Genomic DNA, 22,138 nt, shown 5'->3' with positions numbered 1-22,138 from the left:
GCGCCGGGCCCGTCCGCACGCGCACCACCGGCGCCGGACTCATCCCCGACGACGACGGCAACCTCCGCCGCACGGACCGCACCGGACCCCTCCGCACGATCAGCACGCACCTCCTCGGCACGCACCGCCCATGCCTCTCCCCCGCGCACACCGCGACCGGCACGGGCCCCGTCGGCCGGGACCGCACCGGACCCACCCGCACGATCAGCACACACCTCCTCGGCACGCACCACACGCGCCCCTCCCCCGCGCACACCGCTACCGGCACGGGCCCCGTCGGCCGGGACCGCGGCGGGCCCGGCAGGCCCCGTGTCCGAGACGATCTCGCCGTCCCTGAAGCGCACCCTCCTCGGCAGCGAGGCCGCGATCCCGGTGTCGTGGGTGATCACACAGATCGTGGTGGACTCGGCGTTCAGCTCGCGCAGCAACTCCATGACGATCTCGCCTGACGCGGTGTCCAGCGCCCCGGTCGGCTCGTCCGCCAGCAGCAGCCGGGGGTTGCCGACGACGGCGCGGGCGATGGCCACGCGCTGCTTCTCGCCGCCCGAGAGTTCGCCCGGGGTGTGCGAACGGCGGTGGTCCAGCCCCACCCGGGCGAGCGCCTCGCGGGCCCGGGCGCGCCGCTGCCCGCGCGGTACACCCGCGTACAGCAGTCCGTCGGCGACGTTGTCCACCGCGTCGCGCCCCGCCGCCAGGTGGAAGTGCTGGAAGACGAAGCCGATATGGCGGGCGCGCAGGGCGGAGAGCCGGGAGTCGGAGAGCCGGGACACATCGTGGCCGGCGATCCGGACGGTGCCGGTGGTGGGCTTGTCGAGAGTGCCCATGACCTGGAGCATCGTGGATTTGCCGGAGCCGGACGGGCCGACGACGGCCACCAGTTCGCCCGCGCCGACGGTGAGGTTCACCGCGCGCAGGGCGTGGACACCGCCGGGGTAGGACTTGCCGAGGTCCCGCAGTTCGATCACCGGGGTGTCCGTCATGACCTCGCCACTCCCACCCGCAGACCCTCGCGCACATCCGGGCCGCTGACCTCGATCTTCCCGTCGGCGGTCATCCCGGTCTCCACCCGCACCATCGTCGAGCCGGCGCCCCGGACGATCTCCAGGCCGTAGCCGCCGTCCTCGCCGCGCAGGGCGACGACCGCCTCGACCGGAACCGCGAGCACGCCCTCGCGCGCCTCGCTGACGAAGCTCACGCTCGCGGTCCCCCTGGCGTCCTCGCCGGAGGCCGCGCGCGCACCGCCGTTCAGGACGATCTCGACGGTGATGCCGTCCTGGGCGCCCGCGCCGGCGCCCTCGCCCTCCCCGCCGCCGTCCGCCTCGGGGCGCACCGTCCCGATGACCTTGCCGGTCGCGGTCCGCCCGCTCGGCAGGGCGACCTCGACCCTGGTCCCCTTCGAGGTGAGCGGACCGTCCGTCTGCTCCAGTTCCGCCCGTACGACGGGCTGGGTGGAGGCGATCGTCAGCACCTGCCCGCCGGGGGCGACCTGGTCGGCGAGTGCGGCGTCGGCGGAGGCCACCTTCACCCGGCCGGGCTGGAAGACGACATCGCCCCGGCCGACCCTGCCGGTGGTCTCGCGGTTCAGGGACTTCTGCCACCGCTTGACGGCGTCCGCGGTGTCCTCGCCGTACCAGATGTCGACGGCGAGCCCCGCCCCGTACCCCAGATCCCGCAGATTGCGCTCCAGTTGGAGGACGTCGCTGCCCCGGTCGCCCTCCTTCATCTCCCGGAACATCGGGACCGGCCCGTAGAGGAGGGTGACGGGCTTGTCGTTCAGCTCGTACAGCGCCTGGCCCAGGGACAGCGTCCGGCCCTCCTCCGCCGCCACCGTGACGGTGCCCTCGACGGCGGACCTGACGGCGCGGCGCTGGGCGAAGTCGAGCCGGCCGTCGACCGTCTTGGACTGGACGAGATCCGTCCGTACGACCTTCGCGGTGGCGGGCGGGCGGTCGCCCGCGCCGCCGGAGGGGCCGGGGCCGCCGCCGTCGCCCAGCAGGAGCGCTCCCCCGGCGACAGCGGCGGCGACGGTCGCGGCGCCGAGGGTGAGGGTGAGCGGGGCGGCGCGGAGCCTCACTGCATACCGCCGGCGGCGTCGATCAGCTTGGACGCGCACGCCCTCTCGGCCTTCTTGTACGCCGGGGAGTGCGGGTCGAGCACCGGGGACGCCGGGCTCGGGTCGCCGCCGGGGATCACCCTGCCGCCGCTCATGGTGGGGTTGGTGAACCGGGAGAGCCCGTTGTCCCGCATGCACGTGGCGTGCGCGAGCATCGACTCGTACGCCTTCTGCTCGTCGCGTTCGGGCTCGGCGTCCATCGCGGCCTGGAGTTCCGGGAGGCAGACATTGTCCCGGCCGGCCTTGATGCCGGAGTTGCGGCCGGGCCGGGAGCCGATCTCATTGATCCTCGTCCAGTCGGGATAGCCGCTGAGCCTGGGATCGGGGTAGTCCTTGTAGCCGCCCCTGGCGCGCATGCACTGGACGAACGTCACCTGGGCGTCGTAGTAGGCGCTCTTGCCCCTCGGCCGGGACTCCGCGCCCGGACCGCTCCCGCCTCCGCCCCCGCTCTCCGGGGCGCTCGCGGACGGCTCCCCGGGCACATCGGCGACCGCCTCGCTCCTCTCCGGCCCGCCGGAACTGTCGCCGGTGCCGCCGCAGGCCACCGAGAGGGCGAGGAGGGGAGCCGCGACGAGCGCGGTCAGCCGCAGCCGGGCGGCGGGACGGGAGGGTGTCTTCAGGCTCATGGCCCCACCCTCGCCATGCCACGTGATGGCCCTTCCATGGCCACATGATGGGAACGTAACAATGCTCCCGACCTGCGTATCCGTCCCCGGCCCGGGTGCCCGGAGACGGGCGGCGGTGCCCATAATCGACCGCATGCCGCATGTGCTGCTCATCGAGGACGACGCGTCCGTACGGGACGGAATGGAGCTCGTGCTGCGCCGGCACGGGTACGGCATCGACACGGCCGCCACCGGCGAGGAGGCCCTCGCCCTGCTGGACGGGCCGCGCGGCGCGTCGGTCGAACTGGCGGTACTGGACCTGATGCTGCCCGGCATGGACGGCTTCGAGGTGTGCCGGCGCATCCGCGCCAGGACCACCACCCTGCCGGTCATCATGCTGACCGCGCGCGGAGACGACCACGACATCGTCACGGGCCTGGAGGCGGGCGCCGACGACTATGTGGTGAAGCCGGTCACCGCCCCCGTGCTGGAGGCCCGCATCCGGGCGGCGCTGCGCCGGGCGGAGCCGGCCGCTCGGCGGGGTTCGGACGCCGATCTCGCGGGGCTGGTGATCGACCGGGCCGGGCTGACCGTCACCAAGCACGGCGCCCCGGTGCCGCTGCCCCCCACCGAGCTGCGGCTGCTGCTGGAGCTGTCGGCCTCCCCCGGCCGGGTCTTCAGCCGGGAGCAGCTCCTCCAGTCGGTCTGGGACCACACCTTTCTGAGCGACTCCCGGCTGGTGGACGCGGCGGTCGGCCGGCTGCGGGCGAAGCTGGAGGACATACCGGCGAAGCCCCGGTACGTCCAGACGGTGCGGGGCTTCGGCTACCGCTTCGGGCCGCTGTGAGCGGCGGGCGGCGCGGGGAGCGCGAGGAGCGCAAGGAGCGCGGGCGGCCGGGGCGGCGCGGGGAGCGCGAGGAGCGCGGGCGGCCGGGGCGGCGCGGCGGCTCCGGGTGGCGGCGGCCCCGGCGGCTCGTCGGCTCCGGGTGGCGGCGGCCCCGGCGGCTCGTCGGCGGGCTGCGGCTGCGGCTCGTCGTCGCCTTCGTGATCGTCGCCCTGGCCAGCGCGGTGACCGCGACCGCCCTCGCCTACCGGGACGCCCGCACCGCCGTGCTCCAGCGCACCCAGAACGCCGCAGTCGACGACATCCGCCAGCGGGTCGGCGCGGTCGCCGCCGACTTCGATCTGCCGCCCGACCAGCGGTCGCTGGCCCGTTTCGCGGCGAAGGTGTCGGAGGGCATCGGCGCCCGGATCGTCGTCGCCCGCTACCAGGACCTCTCCGCCGTCTCCGACGCGCTCGCCGAGACGGAGGGCCGGATCACCACCGAGCTGCGCGCCGCCGTGCGCGCCGGTGAGGGGGCCCGGTTCCAGCGGGTGATGTGGCGCGGCGAGCCCTATCTGACCGTCGGGATGCCCGTGCGGTACGCCGACGGGGACCGCCGCACCTCCGGTCTGGAGGTCTTCGCCATCACCGATCTGCGGGCCGAGCGCGACGACACGGCCGCTCTGCTGGACTCGGTGCGGGCGGGCACCGTGCCGGTGGTGGTGCTCGCCGCCGTCCTGGCGCTGCTGGCCGCGGGGACGGTGCTGCGCCCGGTGCGGAAGCTGGGCCGGGCCACCCGGGAGCTGGCCGCCGGGGACCTGGGCAGCCGGGTCGCGGTCACCGGCCACGACGAGCTGGCGGAGCTGGCGCGGACGTTCAACGAGACCGCCGACGCGCTCCAGGCGTCCGACGCGGAGCTGCGCGAGCAGGAGGCGAAGGCGCGCCGCTTCGTCGCGGACGTCTCGCACGAACTGCGCACCCCGCTCGCGGCGATGACGATGGTGGCGACGGTGCTGGAGGAGGACGCCGACCAGCTCCCGCCGGACGCGGCGCGCGCGGCCCGCACCGTCGGCGCGGAGACGGCCCGGCTGGCGAGGCTGGTCGACGATCTGATGGAGATCTCCCGCTTCGACGCGAAGGCGGCCCGGCTGAACGCGGCCGAGACGGATCTCGCCGACACGGTACGGGCGTCTCTGGAGCTGCGGCGCTGGACGGACCGGGTGGAGACGGAGCTGGACGAGGGCGTACGGGCGGTGGTGGACCGGCGCCGGGTCGATGTGATCGTCGCGAATCTGGTGGGGAACGCGCTGCGGCACGGCGCGCCGCCGGTCACCGTGGGGCTCACGGCGGACGGCCCGTGGGTGGTCCTGTCGGTGGCCGACCGCGGCCCGGGGCTGCCGCCGGCGGCGCGGCAGCGGGTCTTCGACCGGTTCTACAAGGCGGACGCGGCCCGCACGCGCGGCGCCGTCGACGACAGCGGGCAGGGCAGCGGCCTCGGAACGGCCATCGCGCTGGAGAACGCGCGGCTGCACGGCGGCACGATCGAGGTGGCCGGCGCACCGGGCGGCGGCGCGCTCTTCACCCTGCGGCTGCCGCTGCGCGGGGCGGAGGAGGGTACGCGGTGAGGGCCGGGCGAGGGGTCGTGGCCGGCGTGCTGGCGGTGGCCCTCCTGGGCTGCGGCGTCCAGCCGACCGGGGTGGTGGGCGCGGGTGAGCCGGCGTCCGGGCTGACGCGCGGGATGCGGCTGTACTTCGCGTCCGACGGCGGGCTGCGCAGTGTGCCGCTGATCGACAGGAGGCTCGGGAACCTCGGCGCGGTGGTGAAGCTGCTCGCCCAGGGCCCGTCGCTCGCGGAGCGGCAGGACGGTCTGACCACGCTGGTGAACGGTCTCGGCGGCTACACGGTCAGCGGCGAGGGCGACCGGGTCACCGTGGGCCTCGTGGGCGCGTACACCCTGACGGGCGGTGAGCAGGCCAAGGGCCAGCTGGTGTGCAGTCTGGCGCGCGGCCAGTCCGTGCTCGACCCGCGGGTCGAGGCGGACGAGGTCGAGGTCACCTTCCGCCCCACCGAGGGACCGGAGCTGGGCCCGTACACCTGTGAGACCTTTCTCAGCGGGTGAGGCGGGCGCGGGGCGCGCGGTGCCGGGAGGCCGGGCCCGGAGTGCCCGCCGCCGGGAGGCCGGGCGCGGGGCGGGCGGTGGCGGGGAAGCCCGCGCGCCGCGCCGGAAACGCTGTCCTCCCGGCCGATCAATATCTGTCGCGGTGGGATGAGAATTCACCGCAAGGCGCCATGAGAGTTTCTGGCACAACAGGCGGAGCAGAATTAATTACCACACCCGGCGGGTTCCGGCGTGCTACTGTCGATCTCAGTTGCAGTTTTGATTCCCAGAACTTCTAGCGCCTCCACCAGCCCTCACAGGCCGATGGGAGTGCTTCTGTATTTCCGGTCTTTTTCCGGGCGGGGCAATCATCGCGGCGACGCGGAGTCCACACGGTGTGGGCTCCGGGCACTGCCCCGAAGGAGAAATTGACATGGCTGCTGGTACCGTTAAGTGGTTCAACGCTGAAAAGGGTTTTGGCTTCATCGAGCAGGATGGTGGCGGCCCTGACGTGTTCGCCCACTACTCGAACATCGCCGCCCAGGGCTTCCGCGAGCTGCAGGAGGGCCAGAAGGTGAACTTCGACATCGCGCAGGGCCAGAAGGGCCCGACGGCCGAGAACATCGTTCCCGCCTGACGCTGACGCGCACTTCGCAGCTGGGGCCCGCACCTTGGGGTGCGGGCCCCAGCTCGTTGCATTTCTCCATGATTCCGCCGGGCGCACCGGCCCACTCGGGCCACCCGTCCCCCCGGATTCGCTTTCGCATGACACCCGGCTCGTTCACGCGGTTCTCTGCGCTGCTCATCAGCTGCGGGAACCCCTTGATACGTGCCGTATCGAGGAAGGTTCCGCATGAACCGCACACGTACGAATAACCGCACGAATAATCGCTCGAACGAGCGCCCGACCGAGCGTTTCACCCGCACCAGGTCGGGAGGCACGGGGTCCGGTTCGGGCGCGGGCCGGAGCGGCAACCGCTCCGGCGGACCGCGCCGTTCCGGTGGCCCGGCCCGGCGGACCCGGTCCCAGTCGGGCGAGTTCGCGCTGCCGGTGACGGTCACGCCCGCGCTGCCCGCCGTGGAGGCGTTCGCCGACCTCGCGATGCCGAGGCCGCTGCTGGCGGCGCTGACCACCGAGGGTGTGAGCGTCCCCTTCCCCATCCAGGCGGCGACCCTGCCGAACTCCCTCGCGGGCCGCGATGTGCTCGGCCGCGGGCGCACCGGATCGGGAAAGACCCTCGCCTTCGGCCTCGCGCTGCTCGCCAGGACCGAGGGCCGGCGCGCCGAGCCCCGGCAGCCGCTGGGCCTGGTCCTCGTCCCCACCCGTGAGCTGGCCCAGCAGGTCACCGACGCCCTCACCCCCTACGCGCGCTCGCTGAAGCTGCGGCTGGCGACCGTGGTCGGCGGGATGCCGATCGGCCGGCAGGCCGGCGCGATCCGCGCCGGGGCGGAGATCGTCGTCGCGACCCCGGGCCGGCTGAAGGACCTCATCGACCGCGGCGACTGCCGGCTGGACCAGGTCGGCATCACCGTCCTGGACGAGGCGGACCAGATGGCCGATATGGGCTTCATGCCGCAGGTCACCGCGCTGCTCGACCAGGTGAACCCGGACGGGCAGCGGATGCTCTTCTCGGCCACGCTGGACCGCAACGTGGATCTGCTGGTGCGCCGCTACCTCAGCGACCCGGTGGTGCACTCCGTCGACCCGTCCGCGGGTGCGGTCACGACGATGGAGCACCATGTGCTGCACGTCCACGGCACCGACAAGCACCGGACAACCACCGAGATCGCCGCCCGCGAGGGACGGGTGATCATGTTCCTGGACACCAAGCACGCCGTGGACAAGCTCACCGTCCATCTGCTGAACAGCGGGGTGCGGGCCGCGGCGCTGCACGGCGGGAAGTCCCAGCCGCAGCGCACCCGGACCCTGACCCAGTTCAAGAACGGCCTGGTGACCGTGTTGGTGGCCACCAATGTCGCCGCGCGCGGCATCCATGTCGACAACCTCGACCTGGTGGTGAACGTCGACCCGCCGAGCGACCACAAGGACTATCTGCACCGCGGCGGCCGGACCGCCCGGGCCGGTGAGTCCGGCAGCGTGGTCACCCTGGTCACCCCGCAGCAGCGCCGTGACATGGTGCGGCTGATGGCGGACGCCGGGATTCGCCCGCAGACCACCGAGGTCCGCTCCGGCGAGGAGGCGCTGAGCCGCATCACCGGCGCGCGCACCCCCTCCGGCGTACCGGTCGTCATCAAGGCGCCGGTGGCCGAGCGCCCCAAGCGCGCGGGCGGCGGGACCGGCTCCCGCACCCGGCGCGGCCGTACCGCCCAGCGCCCGCGCACCGGCGGCGGCACCGGACAGACGGGCCGGCGCCCCTCCCAGCGGGGCTCCGCTCTCGGCTCCGCGGCCTGACACAGGCCCCCGGGCCGCGCCGGTCCCGCCGACCGGTGCGGCCACCGCATCGACAGCCCTTCCCCCTCTTCCCTGTGAGGCATCATGCGCTGCGTTATCGCCCGGTTCCCGTTCGAGCTGACCAAGAGTGGCGTGCTGGAGTCGATGAAGGGCGTCAAGCCCGAGCCGATCACGGGTGACTCGGTGATCATCGGCCGCCGGCACTACCCCGTGAAGCAGGTGGGTGAGGTCATCACCCGGCAGGACCGGCGCGACTTCACCGCCGACGAGGTCACCCGGGCCATGGCGGCCCTGGGCTTCACGTGCCGCGCCCTCCCCAAGGCCGAGCCCGCGCCCGTGCTGACCCCGGTCCAGATGGCGTCGGCGATGCTCGGCGCCCCCGTGCCCGTGTAGCGGATACGGCCGGGGACACGGCACCACCAGAACAGAGCAGCACCAGGGCCCGACCGGCGCACGCCGGTCGGGCCCTGGTCGTGTGCGCCCCCTCCACCGGGGCAGAAGAGAAGAGCCGCAGATTATTTCCCTCCCGCGGCGCGGAAAATCTGATCCCGCCGGAGTAGACATGGGGAAGTGCCGGGGTTACGTTTCTCGCGTGGGCGCCGTCATGGGCATCCAGCGGAAACGAGGGGAGGAATCAGACACCACCGGGACCGCCCCGCCCCCGGGCGGGCCGGCGGAAGGGACGCCGGTGCGGCGGGATCGCCGGCGGATGGTGTTGAATTTCCTTCGGGGCCCTGGTGCCGTACGGCACCGGGGCCCTCGACGCGTCGCACAACGAGGTGAGAATGACAGCAGATACTCCGCTCAGTGGCCGTCTGGACGACGACGACTACCCCGCGTACACGATGGGACGGGCCGCCGAGATGCTCGGCACCACTCCCGGATTCCTCCGGGCCATCGGGGAGGCACGGCTCATCACCCCGCTCCGTTCGGAGGGCGGGCACCGCCGGTACTCGCGCTATCAGCTCCGTGTCGCCGCCCGCGCCCGCGAGCTGGTCGACCAGGGCACCCCGGTGGAGGCCGCCTGCCGCATCGTGATCCTGGAGGACCAGCTGGAGGAGGCCCAGCGGATCAACGCCGAGTACCGGGCCGCGGCGGAGTCGTCCGACAGCCCTCGCTGAGCCCACCGGGCGGGAAGTGCGGAAGCAGCTCCTCCGCCAGTTCGGCCATCACCTCGGCGGCCGGGCGGGTGTTGTGGCGGAGGTTCATCATCAGCTGGTTGACCCCGGCCGCCTCGTGGGCGGCGAAGAGTTCCAGCAGCGGCTCCCGCCCCATCGACCAGCCCTGCGGCAGGGCGCGGGGCGCCGAGCGGGGGTTCTCGTGGAGGACCAGATACCCCGCCTGCGCGTACGGCTTGAACCGCCCGCTGCCCGGCTCGCCGGTGAGCCGGCGCCAGCGCGCGGTGTTGAGGCGCTGCTGTTCGGGGGCGAGCGCGGTGTAGAGCCAGCCGTCGGCGTGCTCGGCCGTCCACTCCAGGGTCTGTCCGCCGCGCCCGGTCATCAGCATCGGCAGCCGCCCGTGACGGGGCTTGGGGATCACTTCCGCTCCGGGGGCGAGCTGCCCCAGGGACGAGGTGTGGCCGTCGGTCGACGTGGACGTGAGATGGCGGAGATACGACCAGCCGTCCCGGAGCCGGGCCGGTCCGCCGGTCCGGGGCACCCCGAAGGCGGGCACCTCCGACGGCCGGTCGCCGCCCGCCAGGCCCAGCAGCATCCGGCCGGACGAGAGCTGGTCCACGGAGGCCGCGGCCTTGGCCACATGGACGGGGTGCCGCAGCGGGAGGACCGTGCTCGCGGTTCCCAGGGTGATGAGCCGGGTGGTGGCGGCGAGCATCCCCAGATAGACCCAGGGGTCGTAGAGCTGGCCGCCGTCGCCCTCGCCCGGGACGAGCAGCGGGACATCGCGCAGCCACAGGGAGGCGAAGCCGGCCTCCTCCGCGGCGGTCGCGAGGGCCAGATGACCCGTCATGGACGGGATGTCGCCGGTGAAGGACTCCAGAGGGGCGATCAGACCGAGCGTCATCCGCCCCGGCGGGAAGGCCCGGGCCATCCCCGGGTGGGCGCTCCCCGGGGCGGGCTCCCGCGCGGAACCGGTGGAACCGGTGGAACCCATGGGCACGGGCGGTGCGGCGGACCCGGCCGGTGCGCTCACCTGGGGACTCCCCCGGCCGGGAACTCGTCGGCCGGCAGGCCCTCCACCGGGTGCTCGCCCCGCAACCGGGCGTTCTCCCGCTCCAGTTCGGCTATCCGGTACCGCAGCGGGCCCAGCACCTCGTCCAGTTCCTCGGCGGTGTAGCGCGGTTCGATGTGCTGGGGGCAGTTCCAGTCGTACGCCTCCACATCGATGACCATCAGCCGCTCGACGGTGGTGCGGTGGCCGCGCGGGGCCGGGGTGCCGGGCGGCCACTCCCGGGGGTCCACCGCGCGGGCCCGGCCCAGTATCTTCAGCCGGCTGCGGGCCGGGTAGTCCATCAGCAGCAGCGCGACCCGGTCGTCGGTGTCGAGATTGCCGGTGGTGATGTACTGCCGGTTCCCCCGGTAGTCGGGGAAGGCGAGGGTGCGGTCGTCCAGGGCGCGCAGAAAGCCCATCGGCCCGCCCCGGTGCTGGACATAGGGCCAGCCGGCGGAGCTGACGCTGGCGAGGTAGAAACTCGTCCGCGTACCGGCGAAGAGCGCCTCGCGCGGGCCGAGGCGGTCGGACTCCTCCGGGCCCAGCGCCATATTCGCGTACGCGCGGCGGCTGCCGTGCTCCTCCTGGTGGCGCTGGACCGGCGGGGTGAAGAGCAGTTGGGCGTATCGGCTGGTCATCGGCGGGCCCCTACCACCAGTAGGTGGGGTAGCGGGCGGTACGGCCACTGCGTCCGGCCACGATGCCGACACCGACCAGGACCAGGGTGGCGAGCAGCAGCAGGCCGAGGAAGAGCAGCGGGGACGGTTCCACGAGGACGGCGATCACCGCGGTGGCGGCGGCGGGTGAGTGCGGGGCGCGGGCCAGCGCCATGGCGCCGATGGCGAGGCCGCCCGCGACCGCCGCCGTCCAGAGGGAGTCGCCCGCGACGGCGACGGCGATCAGTCCGACCGCGCCGGAGATCAGCTGTCCGCCGATGACGCTGCGCGGCTGGGCGAGCGGGAGCGCGGGGGCGGCGAAGACCAGGGCGGCGCTGGCCGCAAGCGGCGGGATGAGGACCTCCTGGTCGAGCACGGTGCCGATGACGACGAGCAGGAGCAGGGCGACGACGCCCCCCAGGGTGGCGACCCCGATGGCCGCGAGCGGAGCCCGCGCGGGAGCCTTCCCGGCCAGGGCGGCCCGCACCCCGCCGGCCGGGGTCCCGGGGGCGGGGGTGGGGGGCGGGGTCGGGGGCGGTGCGGGCTCCGGGGTCCGGCCGGGGGCCGGGGCCGCGGTGGTACCGGAGGTGGGTGTGGTGGACACAGGGCTTCCCTCGGCGAAGGCCGAGCCCTCCCGGGCTCGGGGTGAGCAGGACGGTACCGCTTGAGCTAATGTAAGCGTAGCGAATGATGCATTAGCTCGCACGGGGTTCGCCAGGGGGGCGGGGGTGCGGAGTGCGGGGGCCCGGGGTGCGGGATGCGGTGACCCCCGGGCACCCCGGGGTGCGGGTGCGTCCTCAAACGCCGGACGGGCTGGAGTGGCCGGGCGGGTGGCATGACCTGAACCCCCGGGCGGGCCCGGGGGTGGGTGGGGTCAGAGGATGTTCGCGTACACCTCGTCCGCGACGTCATAACCCAGCTTGAGCGCGGCGGAGTTGTCCCACTCGTAGTGGACGCCGATGTACTTGCGGCTGTCCGCCTTCTCCTTCGCGGCGGCGCTCAGGCTCGGGAAGGAGCGCGTCACGCCCTGCGCCCAGGGGTCGTCCGTGCCACCGGTGAAGGAGAGGTTGTCACGGCCGAAGTAGTTCTTCAGGATGCCGGCCCAGGAGGAGGCGACTCCCGAGTGACCCGAGACATAGCTCGGGAAGTTGGGGGTGAAGCTGTTGCCGGCGAGGTCCTTCTCCAGCGGCTCCCACGTCGGGTCGGCCGTCAGATTCGGGTTGGGCACGAGGTTCGCCTTGTTGATGGCGTCGACCGGGCGCCAGACGTCCCAGTCGGTGTTGTACTTCGAGTCCCAGATGGCGATCGCGCCGTCGGCCAGCGCGGCGGAGGTGAGCCCGAAGAGCCTCGCGCTCTCGAAGGAGCTGGCGTACGGGCGGTACTTGCGGAAGATCACCGCGGTGTGGTCGTACTGCTGTCCCACGGGCTTGTAGGTGCCGTCCACGTCATTGGCCCAGAAGTGCGCCAGCTGGGTCTGGTCCGCGGTGCGCTCGGTCGAGTTCTTGCCGCCGACCCGGCGGATCTCGTTGACCTGGGCGGCGTACTCCGGGCTCCGCAGCAGCGCGTCCGGGGTGGCGAAGCCGCCGATGTTCCCGGGCCGGAACTGCGAACCGGACGTCAGCGCGAACGGCTTGACGCTGCCCCAGTTGGGGGCGCCCGCGGGCTTGCCCGGGGCCGGCTTCCAGTGGCCGGGGAGGTCGGTGACCGTGTACGGGGTCGCGTTCGTCGCGCCGTCCCCGGTGCGGTTGACGATGATGGCGTTCGCCGTCTTCAGGCCGAGCAGCCGGCCCTGCTCGCGCTGGGCGGTGGTGCCGTTGTTGGGCATGGCCAGCGCCGTGGCCAGCTTGGCGTCGAGGTCCGCCACCGGGTAGTTGGGGAACGCGTTCCGCAGCGCGGTGTACGCGGCGTGGTCGATCGCGGTGTTCAGCGCGCCGATGTTGCCGGCCGCCGTGGTGTCCTTGATGACATACGGCCTGCCGATGGTCCTGATGGAGTTCACCGCGTCGTAGATCGCCAGGTCCATCATCGCGCCGCCGCGGGTCAGCGGGCCCGGGGTGCCGCCGACCTGGCGGAAGACGTCCAGGATCGCCTTGTTCCAGTACAGGACGTGGTCGTTGGCGCCGCGCGAGGAGGCCGGCACATGGTGCGATATGGCCTCGGCGGGGTCGGTCGGGGTCGCGGCGGCCGGCGCCATGGAGGTGGTGACCCCGGCGAGGGCCAGCCCGACCACGGCGGCCTTCAGAGCGGTCCTTCTGCCCGGGTGTGCGGAGCGAAGCATGAGGTGGAGCCCCTGTCTCTGGAGGGTTGGGTGACGCCCACGGCACGGACCGGCCGCGGTGCGTTCTCCAGAAATTTATGGCGCGTTCCCGATGTGCCATCGCTGTGATCACAGATGCCAGACATCGAGAATTCCGATGTGGGCCGGAGGGGTTCCGATCGGCGCCGGACGCCCCATGGGCCCCACACGCACCAGTCGACGCTTATAACGGCGTACTTACACTCAAGGCGTTAGGCTGAACCGCACACTGCCGGGCCTGATCGGCTAGGAACAGTGTTCACCGTGGTGGCGGCCGTGGTGGCGGGCGTAATGACGGGCCGCGCGGGCCCGGTTGCCGCATCCGGTGGAGCACCACTCCCTCCGGGAGCGCGCGCGATCGAAGAGGAAGACGCAGCCCGGGGCCGGGCACGGCCGGGGATCGGCACCGGAGGCACCGGCCAGCAACCGCACCACGGCATGCGCGATCTCCGCCTGGACGGCGACGAGAGGAGGGGTGGTACAGATGTTCACGACGGACGGACGCTCGCCCGGGCTCCAGCGCAGCAGCGGCCAGGGCCGGTCCATCCCCGCCGCCCGGTTGACGTTCTCCACGTCCCAGGGGTCGTGTTCGCCCTGGCCCACGAAGGCGTCGATGAGCCGGCGGCTGGCGTCGCGGAGCAGGGTGAAGCACCGGAGGTCGGCGGTCCCGATCTCCGCGAGCGCCCGCTCGGACAGCGGCGCGGAGAGCCGGTCCCCGCAGGCGCGCAGCCACCACGCCAGATGTTCGGGGCTGCGGAAGACATCCAGCAGCTCACCGCGCACCGGGTACACCGTGTTGACGAACTCGATCGGCAGGGGCTCCCCGTTGAGAGGAGGCACGTCGACGGGGGACGAAGTCTGCGTCTGTACAGGCATGTTGGCCCTTCGGGGAGCGATCACGCGGGGGGTTGCCGGAAGCACTTGCCACATGCCACAATTCGCGACACTAACGCTTCGGCACCTCAGCACCCGTTAGTATAGTGATAATCACACCGCTTCAGAACAGGGCGTCTCTCAGCACGAGGGAAATCCAGGGGCAGCGACCGGACGGGACCGCCTCCGGCCGTGATCGGATTTCCGCGGAGACAGCACCACAAAGCAGGCTGGTACTTGTGTTCCATGGGGGAATTCGTGACCTACGATCTTGCGATATACCAACTGACATCATTCCGGGAAGTGGCACGCCTGGGGAGTCTCACCAAAGCTGCCCGAAGCCTTGGTTACGCACAATCGAGCATCACTTCGCACATTCGGTCACTGGAATCACGAGTGGGGCTCCAGCTCATCCAGCGCATGCCCCACGGTGTGCGGCTCACATCGGCGGGCGAGATATTCCACGATCATGTGGTGCGAATATTCCACGTGATGGACGAAATGGCCAGTGACCTCAGCCCCACGGGGGAGATGAAGGGGCGGGCGTCGGTGGGGGCCTCGGCGCTGCTGCTGGAGTCACGGGTGGGGTCGCTGATACGGGAGTGCCGATACCGCTATCCGCAGGTGCAGGTCTCGCCCCGGCAGCTGGCGATCAGCAGGGCCGAGGAGAAGGTCCGGGCCGGCGAGGTCGATGTGGCGCTGGTGCACGGGGACTGCTGGACCGACGGCGCACCGCCGAGCGGCCTGGTGGTGGAGGAGCTGCCGCCGCTGGAGGTCGCCCCGGTCGGCGCCGCCGCGCTCGCCGCCGAGCTGGACCGCACCGGAGCGCTCTCCACCCCCCGCGTGCTGATGGTCGATCCCGACTGCGCCTCGCACCAGGTGCTGGTCGAAGCCCTGCGGACCCGGTACGGCGCCGATCCGCTGACCATCGAGGCGGGCTCGGTCGGCGGCGCCCGCGAACTGGCCCGCAGCGGCTACGGCATCGCGATGCTGCCCGCCGAGTCCGTGCGCTCCGAGGAGGGTTACGGCCTCGCGGTGATCCCGGGGCTGCCCCGGATGCAGCTCGGTGTGTGGGCGCTGTGGGCGGGCCGGGAGCGGGCGATGCCCGCGGTGGCCGCCGTCTGCGATGTCGCGATGCGCATCGGACGGGAGCCGGCCGGCCAGCCCGCCTGAACCGTTCCCGGTGACGGTCCGTGTACTGGCGGGAGCCCCTCGCGGACCCACCGGTGGAAGCTCTTTCGGCATCGGCGCCGAGATCACAGCGGTAATTCCGCTGTGATCTCGGCGTTTTCCGTTTCCCACCCGGCAAATGATCCCATCGGATTCACCGATGGCACTCATCAATAGACAAGCGGATCTGTCTCCGAAAAGCGCGCATAGGCTGGTCAAGACCCGTCGGAAATCGCTCCGGCGGGAGGGTCGGCCGCAGGTGGGGCCAACCCTATCGGGACCACCCGCCCGCCCGTTATGCACAGTCGCCGAAACAGGAGAGGTACTCCGATGTCTGACGTTTCCTACATAGCGAACGTGTTCCGCAGCGGCTTCGAACTGGATCAGCTCGACTGGGTGCCCTGGGCCGAGCCCGGCCGGATCGGGGTCGAGCACCATGTCCTGTGGGGCCCGGACGACGCCTCCGGGGAGGACTCGGTGGGTCTGCTGCTGCGCTTCCCGCCGGGCGCCCACGGCGACTTCCACGAGCACCTCGGCTATGAGTTGATGCTGGTCCTGGACGGCGTGCTCGACCACAGCGACGGAATCTCCTACGTCAAGGGCGACCTGGTCGTGGAGGGCCCCGGCACCGAGCACCAGATGTCCAGCAGGACCGGCTGCACCTGCCTCGCCATCCGCACCCGCCCCGCGTCGGCCCGCACCCCGCAGAAACCGATCCGCCCGGTCGGTCTGACCGCCTCCTCCTGAACCGAGGCCCCGCCGGAACCGTGCGCCTCGCCGCGGACGGACCGGCCTCCGGCACCTCGTGCGCCCGCGCGCGCGAGCGGCCGGCCCCTGAACCCCTTCTCCGCCGACCGAAAGAGCCGCACCGTGTCGTTTCCTCCACTCCAGCCCCACCCGTACTCCGCGCCGGACCGGGCCGTCGCGGACCCGGTGCCCCACGGCGGACGCCGCGTGCTGGTCTCCAGCGTCTCCTCCGACTCCCACACCTGGAATCTCGTCTTCCTCCAGCTCCTCCTGGAGGAGCTGGGGCACGAGGTCACCAATGTGGGCTCGTGCGTGCCCGATGAGCTGCTGATCGACGAGTGCCGCCGGGTCCGGCCCGACCTGGTGGTCATCAGCAGTGTCAACGGGCACGGCGCCCTCGACGGGGGCCGGGTGATCCGGCGTATCCGCGAGCAGCCGGACCTGCGGGACCTGCGGATCGTGATCGGCGGGAAGCTCGGGGTGCGGGGCGCCGAGGCGGGTTCGTACGGACCCGAGCTGACCGCGGCCGGCTTCGATGCCGTCTTCGAGGACGCCGCCGGGGTGGCGGCCTTCCGCCGCTATCTCGCCCAGCAGCCCGACCGGCCGCAGCTCACCGCCGCGGGGGTCCGGTGAGCACCGGGACGACACCGGGCCCCGGTGGTCCGGCCCCCGCCGGCGCGCCGGGACCGGAGGCCGCCGGGTCCCCGGGCCCGGCGGTCGTCGAGGCGTCCTTACGGGGCTCGTTCGCCGAGGCCGTCGCGACCGCGCGCCGGGCCGGGCAGCTCGTCGTACAGCCCCGGATGGGCTTCGCGGACGTCGCCCGGATGGGGGCCGGGCTGCGCGCGGTCAAGGGCGCCCGCGCCCGGACCGTCGGCACCCTCACCATCGACAGCTACACCCGTGTCGGCGACAACGAGTCCGCCCGGCGGGCCCTGCGCGACGGCACCGATCTCAACGGCTATCCGATCGCCGCCCATGGCCCCGGCACCACCCGGAGCCTCGTCGATCCGCTGCGCTCCGACGGCTTCGCCGTCCAGGTGCGGCACGGCTCGGCCCTCCCCGAGCACATCATCCGCGCCCTGCTCGACGCCGGGCTCGACGCGACCGAGGGCGGCCCGGTCTCGTACTGCCTGCCCTACAGCCGCACCCCGCTCGGCGCGTCCGTCGACGCCTGGGCGCGCACCTGTGAGCTGCTCGCCGGCCGTGAGGGCAGCCATCTGGAGAGCTTCGGCGGCTGCATGCTCGGCCAGCTCTGCCCGCCGTCGCTGCTGGTGGCGATCTCCGTCCTGGAGGGTGTCTTCTTCCGCCGGCACGGGCTGCGCAGCGTCTCGCTCAGCTATGCCCAGCAGACCCACCACGACCAGGACGTGGAGGCCCTGGGCGCCCTGCGCACCCTCGCCGGTGAGCATCTCGCGGGCCTGGACTGGCACATCGTGCTCTACACCTACATGGGGGTCTTCCCGCGCACCACCGGCGGGGCCCTCGGGCTGCTCCGGGACAGCGCCCGGCTGGCGGCCGTCACCGGCACCGAGCGGATGATCGTCAAGACTCCGGCGGAGGCCCACCGGATTCCCACCATCGAGGACAACGTCCACGCCCTGGAGGAGGCGGCGCGGGCCGCGGCCCCGCACCGGCCCCGACCCGTCGTGACCGAGGGCGAGTTCGGGGTGCTGGCCGAGGCTCGCGCCCTGGTCGAGGCCGTGCTGGAGCTGCGCTCCGACATCGGGAGCGCGCTGACGGAGGCGTTCCGGCGGGGCATCCTCGATGTGCCGTACTGCCTGCACGCCGACAACGCCCAGCGCACCCGGAGCTATATCGACGCCCGTGGCAGCCTCCAGTGGCACACCACGGGCTCCATGCCGATCCCGGCGCTCCCGTCGCCCGGGGGCCGGCGGCTGCGCGCGGACGATCTGCTCGGAATGCTCTCGTACACCCAGGAACGCTTCGACCTCGCCGCCCTCGGCAGCGGGGAAGGGCCCGGCGAGAGCGCCGCCCTGACCGTCTGACGCACCGACCGTCCGACCCCGAGGCCGCCGCGGGATGTCCGGCCCCGCCGCCACCGCGCCGGCCGTCCGATCCCGTGGCCGGCGCGCCGGCCGCGGCCTCCGGCATCTCCCGGCGGGCTCCGCCGTTTCCGCGTCTCCCCCAACCACCAAGGAAGAACTGTGTCCGGATACTCGTCCGATGCGCGCCCGCTCGTCGTCGCGATCGTCGGCAGCGGCCCCCGCGGCATCTCCGTACTCGAACGACTGGCCGTCCGTACCACCGCCGAGGCCGGGCACCCCGACCCCCGCCCGGTGCGCGTCCATCTCATCGACGCCACCGAGGTCGGCGCCGGCCGGGTCTGGCGCACCGACCAGGACCCCTGGTTCACCATGAACACCGTGGTCAGCCAGGTCACCATGTACTCGGGCGACCGGGACGAGGGCCCCGCGCGGCCCGGCGCGGGACCCTCGCTCGGCCAGTGGATCGAGGAGCGCGCGGCGGCCGGGGAGGAGCTGCTCGGCCCCGACGACTACGCGCCGCGCGTCCGCTACGGCCAGTACCTCGCCGATGTGTACACCACGATCGCGCGCTCGCTCCCGGCCCATGTCGAACTCGCCTCCGTCCGCGGCCGGCTCACCGCGCTGCGCCCCGGACCGGACGGCCGCTATCTGCTCTCCATCGACACCGCGCCCCATCTGCTGGAGGCCGACCGGGTGGTGCTGGCCACCGGCCATCCGCTGAACGCCCCGGACGCCTTCGAGCGCGAGATGCTCGGCTTCGCCGCCCGCAACCCCGGCACCCGCTATCTCTGCGGGGACTCGGCGGCCGACATGGAGCTGGACGAGGAGACCGTCCCGGCGGGCAGCGCGGTCGGCATCCGGGGGCTCGGGCTCTCCTTCTACGATGTGATGCTCTCGCTCACCGCGGGCCGCGGCGGCGCCTTCCGCGACGGCCCGGACGGCACGCTCGTCTACCTCCCCAGCGGGCGCGAGCCGCGGATCGTCGCCGGTTCCCGCAGCGGGCTGCCGATCCCCGCCCGGGGCCGCAACCAGAAGGCGCCCTCGTTCAGCCACCGCGCCCTGTTCCTCACCCGCGAGGCGCTGGCCGCCGCGCGCGCCGCGCGCCGGGCCGCGAGCGGCAGCGGTCAGCTCGACTTCGCCGAGGACGTGCTGCCGCTGCTGCTGAAGGAGGTGGAGCACGTCCACTGCGTGACGGAGGTGCGGAACCGGTCCGGCGAGGCCGCCGCCGCCGCGTTCGGCGAGGCGCACGCGCGGGTGCTCCGCTCCGGCGGCGACCCGGGCGGTCTACGGGTGGCGGCCGGGCTCCCGGCGGGGCCGCCGGTCGATCTCGACGCGCTGGCCCGGCCGTTCGCCCGGGGCCGCTTCACCTCCCCGGAGGACTTCCGGGCGCGGCTGCTGGAGGTGATGGACGAGGATCTCGCCGCCGCCGCGCTGGGCACGTCCGACGGTCCGCTGAAGGCCGCGCTGGACGTGCTGCGGGACATCCGCAATGTGGTGCGCGAGGCCGTCGACTACGGCGGGCTGCTGCCCGAGTCGCACACCGGCTTCTTCCACGGGAGGTTCCTGCCGGTCAACGCCCTGCTGTCGGCGGGGCCCCCGATGTCCCGGGTCCAGCAGCTGCGGGCGCTGATACGGCAGGGCGTGGTGGAGGTCGCCGGGCCCGCCACCCGCTTCGAGACCGATGAGCGGGCCGGTGCCTTCCGTATCGTCTCGCCGCAGGTCGACGGGTCGGCGCGGCGGGTGCGCACCCTCATCGACGCCCGTATCCCCACGCCCGATCTGCACCGCGACACCTCGCCGCTGACCCGGCAGCTCATCGAGGAGGGCATGGCCCGCTCGTATGTCATCCCGGGGCCGGGCGGCGGCACGGGATATGTCACCGGCGGTCTCGATGTCACCGGGGCGCCGTTCCATGTGGTGTCCGCCGACGGCGCGCCGCAGCCGGATCTGTACGCGCTGGGCATCCCCACCGAGCACACCCGCTGGTTCACCCAGGTGGGCAGCAGCCGCCCCGGGGTGGGCACGCTCTTCTACCGGGACGCCGACGCCATCGCGGGCGACGCGCTGCGCCCGGTCGCCGGCGCCGCGCACCCGGTCACGGAGGCCGGGCGTCCGGTCCGGTCGGCCGGGGAGCCGGTGGAGGCCGTCCGGCCGGCCGGGGAGCCGGTGCTCGTCGCCCCGGGTTCCGGTTCCGGTCCGGCCGCCGGGCAGGGGGAAGCGGCATGAGCGCGTCCCGCTCCCGGGCCGTCGCGCGGTTCCGCGCCGCCCGTGATCTGCTGCTGCTGCACCGCACCGACGCGGTCAAGGCCACCGAGGGGTTCCGCTGGCCGGAGCTGACCGAGTTCAACTGGGCGCTCGACTGGTTCGACACCGTCGCCGCCGCCCGGCCCGACCAGCCGGCGCTGCGGCTGATCGGCGCGGGCGGCCCCGGGAGCGACCGGGTGCTCACCTTCGCCGAGCTGGCCCGGCGCTCCGACCGGGTCGCCGGCTGGCTGCGGTCGGCGGGGGTGCGCCGGGGCGATCCGCTGCTGGTGATGCTCGGCAACCGCGCGGAGGTGTGGGAGACCCTGCTCGCCGCCATGAAGCTCGGCGCGATCGTCATCCCCACGTACACCACGGCGACCCCCGCCGAGCTGGCCGACCGGCTGCGCCGGGGCGGGGTGCGCCATGTCGTGGCGGAGGCCGGACTCACCGGGCGGTTCGCGGGGGTGCCGGGCGGCTGGTCGGGCATCGCCGTGGGCGGCGGGGCCGGAGACGGTGTTCCCGGGGGCTGGCGGTCGTACGCCGAGAGCGCGGGGGTGCCGGAGGGCTTCGAGCCCGACGGGCCGACCGCCGCCGGCGATCCGCTGTTCCGCTACTTCACCTCGGGCACGACCTCGCAGCCGAAGATGGTCGAGCACACCCATGTCAGCTACCCGGTGGGCCATCTCTCGGGGATGTACTGGAACGGGGTCACCCCCGGGGACATCCATCTCAACATCTCGGCCCCCGGCTGGGCCAAGCACGCCTGGAGCTCGTTCTTCGTGCCGTGGAACGCGGAGGCGACGGTGGTGGCGCTGGACGCCGCCGACAGCACCCCGGAACGCGTGCTGGAGGTGCTGCGCACCCGGGCGGTCTCCACCTTCTGCGCGCCGCCGACGGTCTGGCGGGGCCTGGCCGCGCACGGTCTCGGCGAGGCCCCGCCGGCGCTGCGGGAGGCGGTCGCCGCCGGGGAGCCGCTGGAGCCCTCGCTGGTGGAGCTGGTGCGGGAGCGGTGGGGGATCGATCTGCGGGACGGGTTCGGCCAGACCGAGACCACCGGCCAGATCGGCAATCCGCCGGGCCGCGCCCCGCGTCCGGGCAGCATGGGGGTGCCCCTGCCGGGGTACCGCGTGGTGCTGCTCGACCCGGTGACGGGCCGGGAGGTGCCGGACGGCGAGCCGGGCGAGATCTGTCTCCCGCTGGACCCGCGCCCGCTGGGGCTGATGCGGGGGTACGTCGGCGATCCGGAGCGCACGGAGAAGGCGTTCGCGGGCGGGTACTACCACTCGGGGGATCTGGCGGTACGGGCCCCGGACGGCAGCCTCACCCATGTGGCGCGCGCCGATGACATGTTCAAGGCCTTCGACCACCGCATCTCGCCGCGCGAACTGGAGGAGGTGCTGCTGAGCCATCCGGCGGTGGCCGACGCGGCGGTGGTGCCGATCCCCGATCCGGTGGGCCTGTGGGCGCCGAAGGCGTACATCGTGGCCGGCTCCGGCCGTCCGGCGGACGCGGAGGCGGAGGCGGAGACGGCGCGGCTGGTCTTCGACCTGGTGCGGACGGCGCTGCCGCCGGAGAAGTGGGTGCGGGCGGTGGAGTTCACCGATGTCCTGCCCCGCACGACCTCGGGGAAGGTGCGGCGCGCGGAGCTGCGGGACCGGTCGGCGGCGGGGGGCGGCGGCACGCTCCACCGGATCGACGGGAGCGGCGGGGCGGGTACGGAGCGCCGGGCCGTGTCCGGGCGGTAGCGCCGTCCGCCCTCGGGGCGGGGCTCGCGGTGTCCGGTGGGCGCGGTCGCGCGGCGGAGGGTTCCCGTGCGGGACGCGGGGGGAATTCCGGCGGCGCGGCGCGCGCGGGTGCCGCCGGGCGTCGCGGCCGGACGGGACTCCGCGGGCACGGCCCGGGGCCGGTCCGGCGCCGGGCCGGAG

Annotated in this window: 20 protein-coding genes and 1 pseudogene; 13 read left to right on the top strand and 8 right to left on the bottom strand. The window is 73.4% G+C overall.

The features are described 5' to 3' along the window. Window positions 1-275: 275 nt before the first annotated feature. The 3 genes and pseudogenes from ABT122_RS28595 to ABT122_RS28585 all read right to left on the bottom strand — a co-directional run. A pseudogene (locus tag ABT122_RS28595) lies at window positions 276-980 on the bottom strand (ABC transporter ATP-binding protein); the annotation flags it as partial. Further along, window positions 977-2,074, bottom strand: a complete 1,098-nt coding sequence (locus ABT122_RS28590; RefSeq protein WP_351558167.1) for a peptidoglycan-binding protein — start codon at window positions 2,072-2,074, stop codon at window positions 977-979. The pseudogene ABT122_RS28595 and the gene ABT122_RS28590, both read right to left, overlap by 4 nt. After that, window positions 2,071-2,739 carry a hypothetical protein gene (locus ABT122_RS28585; RefSeq protein ID WP_351558165.1) on the bottom strand — a complete coding sequence of 223 codons (669 nt, stop codon included), beginning with the start codon at window positions 2,737-2,739 and terminating at the stop codon, window positions 2,071-2,073. The genes ABT122_RS28590 and ABT122_RS28585 overlap by 4 nt, the downstream gene beginning before the upstream one ends. A gap of 133 nt (window positions 2,740-2,872) precedes the next feature. Between ABT122_RS28585 and ABT122_RS28580 the strand changes: the two genes are divergently transcribed. The 7 genes from ABT122_RS28580 (at window position 2,873) to ABT122_RS28550 (ending at window position 9,173) form a co-directional block, all read left to right on the top strand. Then, window positions 2,873-3,565 carry a response regulator gene (locus tag ABT122_RS28580; protein ID WP_351558163.1) on the top strand — a complete coding sequence of 231 codons (693 nt, stop codon included), beginning with the start codon at window positions 2,873-2,875 and terminating at the stop codon, window positions 3,563-3,565. Between the two features lie 170 nt (window positions 3,566-3,735). Continuing rightward, window positions 3,736-5,166, top strand: a complete 1,431-nt coding sequence (locus ABT122_RS28575; protein ID WP_351558179.1) for an ATP-binding protein — start codon at window positions 3,736-3,738, stop codon at window positions 5,164-5,166. Continuing rightward, on the top strand, window positions 5,163-5,660 hold the full coding sequence (locus ABT122_RS28570; RefSeq protein ID WP_351558161.1) for a hypothetical protein: 498 nt from the start codon (window positions 5,163-5,165) through the stop codon (window positions 5,658-5,660). Before ABT122_RS28575 ends, ABT122_RS28570 begins: the two co-directional genes overlap by 4 nt. A gap of 412 nt (window positions 5,661-6,072) precedes the next feature. Then, entirely contained in the window at window positions 6,073-6,276 is a 204-nt protein-coding gene (locus ABT122_RS28565; RefSeq protein WP_031141049.1) for a cold-shock protein, read from the top strand. A gap of 216 nt (window positions 6,277-6,492) precedes the next feature. After that, window positions 6,493-8,052 (top strand): DEAD/DEAH box helicase, encoded by a 1,560-nt coding sequence (locus tag ABT122_RS28560; RefSeq protein ID WP_351558158.1) that lies wholly within the window; start codon window positions 6,493-6,495, stop codon window positions 8,050-8,052. 84 nt (window positions 8,053-8,136) lie between these two features. Then, window positions 8,137-8,445 carry an SCO5918 family protein gene (locus ABT122_RS28555; RefSeq protein WP_351558156.1) on the top strand — a complete coding sequence of 103 codons (309 nt, stop codon included), beginning with the start codon at window positions 8,137-8,139 and terminating at the stop codon, window positions 8,443-8,445. A gap of 392 nt (window positions 8,446-8,837) precedes the next feature. Next, on the top strand, window positions 8,838-9,173 hold the full coding sequence (locus tag ABT122_RS28550; RefSeq protein ID WP_351558154.1) for a MerR family transcriptional regulator: 336 nt from the start codon (window positions 8,838-8,840) through the stop codon (window positions 9,171-9,173). Here ABT122_RS28550 and ABT122_RS28545 read toward each other — a convergent pair. The 5 genes from ABT122_RS28545 to ABT122_RS28525 all read right to left on the bottom strand — a co-directional run bounded on the left by ABT122_RS28545 (window position 9,124) and on the right by ABT122_RS28525 (window position 14,049). Then, window positions 9,124-10,203: a TIGR03571 family LLM class oxidoreductase gene (locus ABT122_RS28545; protein ID WP_351558152.1), complete on the bottom strand. Its 1,080-nt coding sequence runs from the start codon at window positions 10,201-10,203 to the stop codon at window positions 9,124-9,126. The genes ABT122_RS28550 and ABT122_RS28545 overlap by 50 nt on opposite strands. Then, window positions 10,200-10,859, bottom strand: a complete 660-nt coding sequence (locus tag ABT122_RS28540) for a pyridoxamine 5'-phosphate oxidase family protein (protein ID WP_351558150.1) — start codon at window positions 10,857-10,859, stop codon at window positions 10,200-10,202. The genes ABT122_RS28545 and ABT122_RS28540 overlap by 4 nt, the downstream gene beginning before the upstream one ends. 10 nt (window positions 10,860-10,869) lie before the next feature. Next, complete coding sequence (locus ABT122_RS28535; protein WP_451067884.1) at window positions 10,870-11,364, bottom strand: HPP family protein; 495 nt, start codon at window positions 11,362-11,364, stop codon at window positions 10,870-10,872. 387 nt (window positions 11,365-11,751) lie between these two features. After that, window positions 11,752-13,155: a vanadium-dependent haloperoxidase gene (locus tag ABT122_RS28530; protein WP_351558147.1), complete on the bottom strand. Its 1,404-nt coding sequence runs from the start codon at window positions 13,153-13,155 to the stop codon at window positions 11,752-11,754. A 264-nt stretch (window positions 13,156-13,419) separates the two neighbouring features. Then, window positions 13,420-14,049: a CGNR zinc finger domain-containing protein gene (locus ABT122_RS28525; RefSeq protein WP_351558145.1), complete on the bottom strand. Its 630-nt coding sequence runs from the start codon at window positions 14,047-14,049 to the stop codon at window positions 13,420-13,422. A 243-nt stretch (window positions 14,050-14,292) separates the two neighbouring features. On the opposite strand from ABT122_RS28525, the gene ABT122_RS28520 reads away from it, so the two are divergent. From ABT122_RS28520 to ABT122_RS28495, 6 genes are all read left to right on the top strand, one after another. Then, on the top strand, window positions 14,293-15,219 hold the full coding sequence (locus ABT122_RS28520; RefSeq protein WP_351558144.1) for a LysR family transcriptional regulator: 927 nt from the start codon (window positions 14,293-14,295) through the stop codon (window positions 15,217-15,219). A gap of 327 nt (window positions 15,220-15,546) precedes the next feature. Then, window positions 15,547-15,963, top strand: coding sequence for a cupin domain-containing protein (locus ABT122_RS28515; protein ID WP_351558142.1), 417 nt, complete (start codon window positions 15,547-15,549; stop codon window positions 15,961-15,963). Between the two features lie 123 nt (window positions 15,964-16,086). Further along, window positions 16,087-16,596, top strand: a complete 510-nt coding sequence (locus ABT122_RS28510; RefSeq protein ID WP_451067811.1) for a cobalamin B12-binding domain-containing protein — start codon at window positions 16,087-16,089, stop codon at window positions 16,594-16,596. After that, window positions 16,593-17,969 carry a methylaspartate mutase gene (locus tag ABT122_RS28505; protein WP_351558140.1) on the top strand — a complete coding sequence of 459 codons (1,377 nt, stop codon included), beginning with the start codon at window positions 16,593-16,595 and terminating at the stop codon, window positions 17,967-17,969. Before ABT122_RS28510 ends, ABT122_RS28505 begins: the two co-directional genes overlap by 4 nt. 159 nt (window positions 17,970-18,128) lie before the next feature. Beyond that, window positions 18,129-20,195 (top strand): FAD/NAD(P)-binding protein, encoded by a 2,067-nt coding sequence (locus ABT122_RS28500; RefSeq protein WP_351558138.1) that lies wholly within the window; start codon window positions 18,129-18,131, stop codon window positions 20,193-20,195. Then, a complete protein-coding gene (locus ABT122_RS28495; protein WP_351558136.1) occupies window positions 20,192-21,958 on the top strand; it encodes an AMP-binding protein in 1,767 nt (588 codons plus the stop codon). Before ABT122_RS28500 ends, ABT122_RS28495 begins: the two co-directional genes overlap by 4 nt. Window positions 21,959-22,138 lie beyond the last annotated feature (180 nt).

Source organism: Streptomyces sp. NPDC001985, assembly GCF_040296845.1.
In the GTDB taxonomy this organism is placed as follows: domain Bacteria; phylum Actinomycetota; class Actinomycetes; order Streptomycetales; family Streptomycetaceae; genus Streptomyces.
Note: the sequence above shows the minus strand (reverse complement) of the source record. Positions and strands in the feature narration are given on the sequence as shown.

Excerpts from the sequence above, each read along its gene's own strand:
- ABT122_RS28560 (WP_351558158.1), top strand. The coding sequence starts at position 6,493 with ATGAACCGCACACGTACGAATAACCGCACGAATAATCGCTCGAACGAG.
- ABT122_RS28540 (WP_351558150.1), bottom strand. The coding sequence starts at position 10,859 with ATGACCAGCCGATACGCCCAACTGCTCTTCACCCCGCCGGTCCAGCGC.
- ABT122_RS28555 (WP_351558156.1), top strand. The coding sequence starts at position 8,137 with ATGCGCTGCGTTATCGCCCGGTTCCCGTTCGAGCTGACCAAGAGTGGC.
- ABT122_RS28520 (WP_351558144.1), top strand. The coding sequence starts at position 14,293 with ATGGGGGAATTCGTGACCTACGATCTTGCGATATACCAACTGACATCA.
- ABT122_RS28565 (WP_031141049.1), top strand. The coding sequence starts at position 6,073 with ATGGCTGCTGGTACCGTTAAGTGGTTCAACGCTGAAAAGGGTTTTGGC.
- ABT122_RS28550 (WP_351558154.1), top strand. The coding sequence starts at position 8,838 with ATGACAGCAGATACTCCGCTCAGTGGCCGTCTGGACGACGACGACTAC.
- ABT122_RS28525 (WP_351558145.1), bottom strand. The coding sequence starts at position 14,049 with ATGCCTGTACAGACGCAGACTTCGTCCCCCGTCGACGTGCCTCCTCTC.
- ABT122_RS28580 (WP_351558163.1), top strand. The coding sequence starts at position 2,873 with ATGCCGCATGTGCTGCTCATCGAGGACGACGCGTCCGTACGGGACGGA.
- ABT122_RS28585 (WP_351558165.1), bottom strand. The coding sequence starts at position 2,739 with ATGAGCCTGAAGACACCCTCCCGTCCCGCCGCCCGGCTGCGGCTGACC.
- ABT122_RS28495 (WP_351558136.1), top strand. The coding sequence starts at position 20,192 with ATGAGCGCGTCCCGCTCCCGGGCCGTCGCGCGGTTCCGCGCCGCCCGT.
- ABT122_RS28515 (WP_351558142.1), top strand. The coding sequence starts at position 15,547 with ATGTCTGACGTTTCCTACATAGCGAACGTGTTCCGCAGCGGCTTCGAA.
- ABT122_RS28530 (WP_351558147.1), bottom strand. The coding sequence starts at position 13,155 with ATGCTTCGCTCCGCACACCCGGGCAGAAGGACCGCTCTGAAGGCCGCC.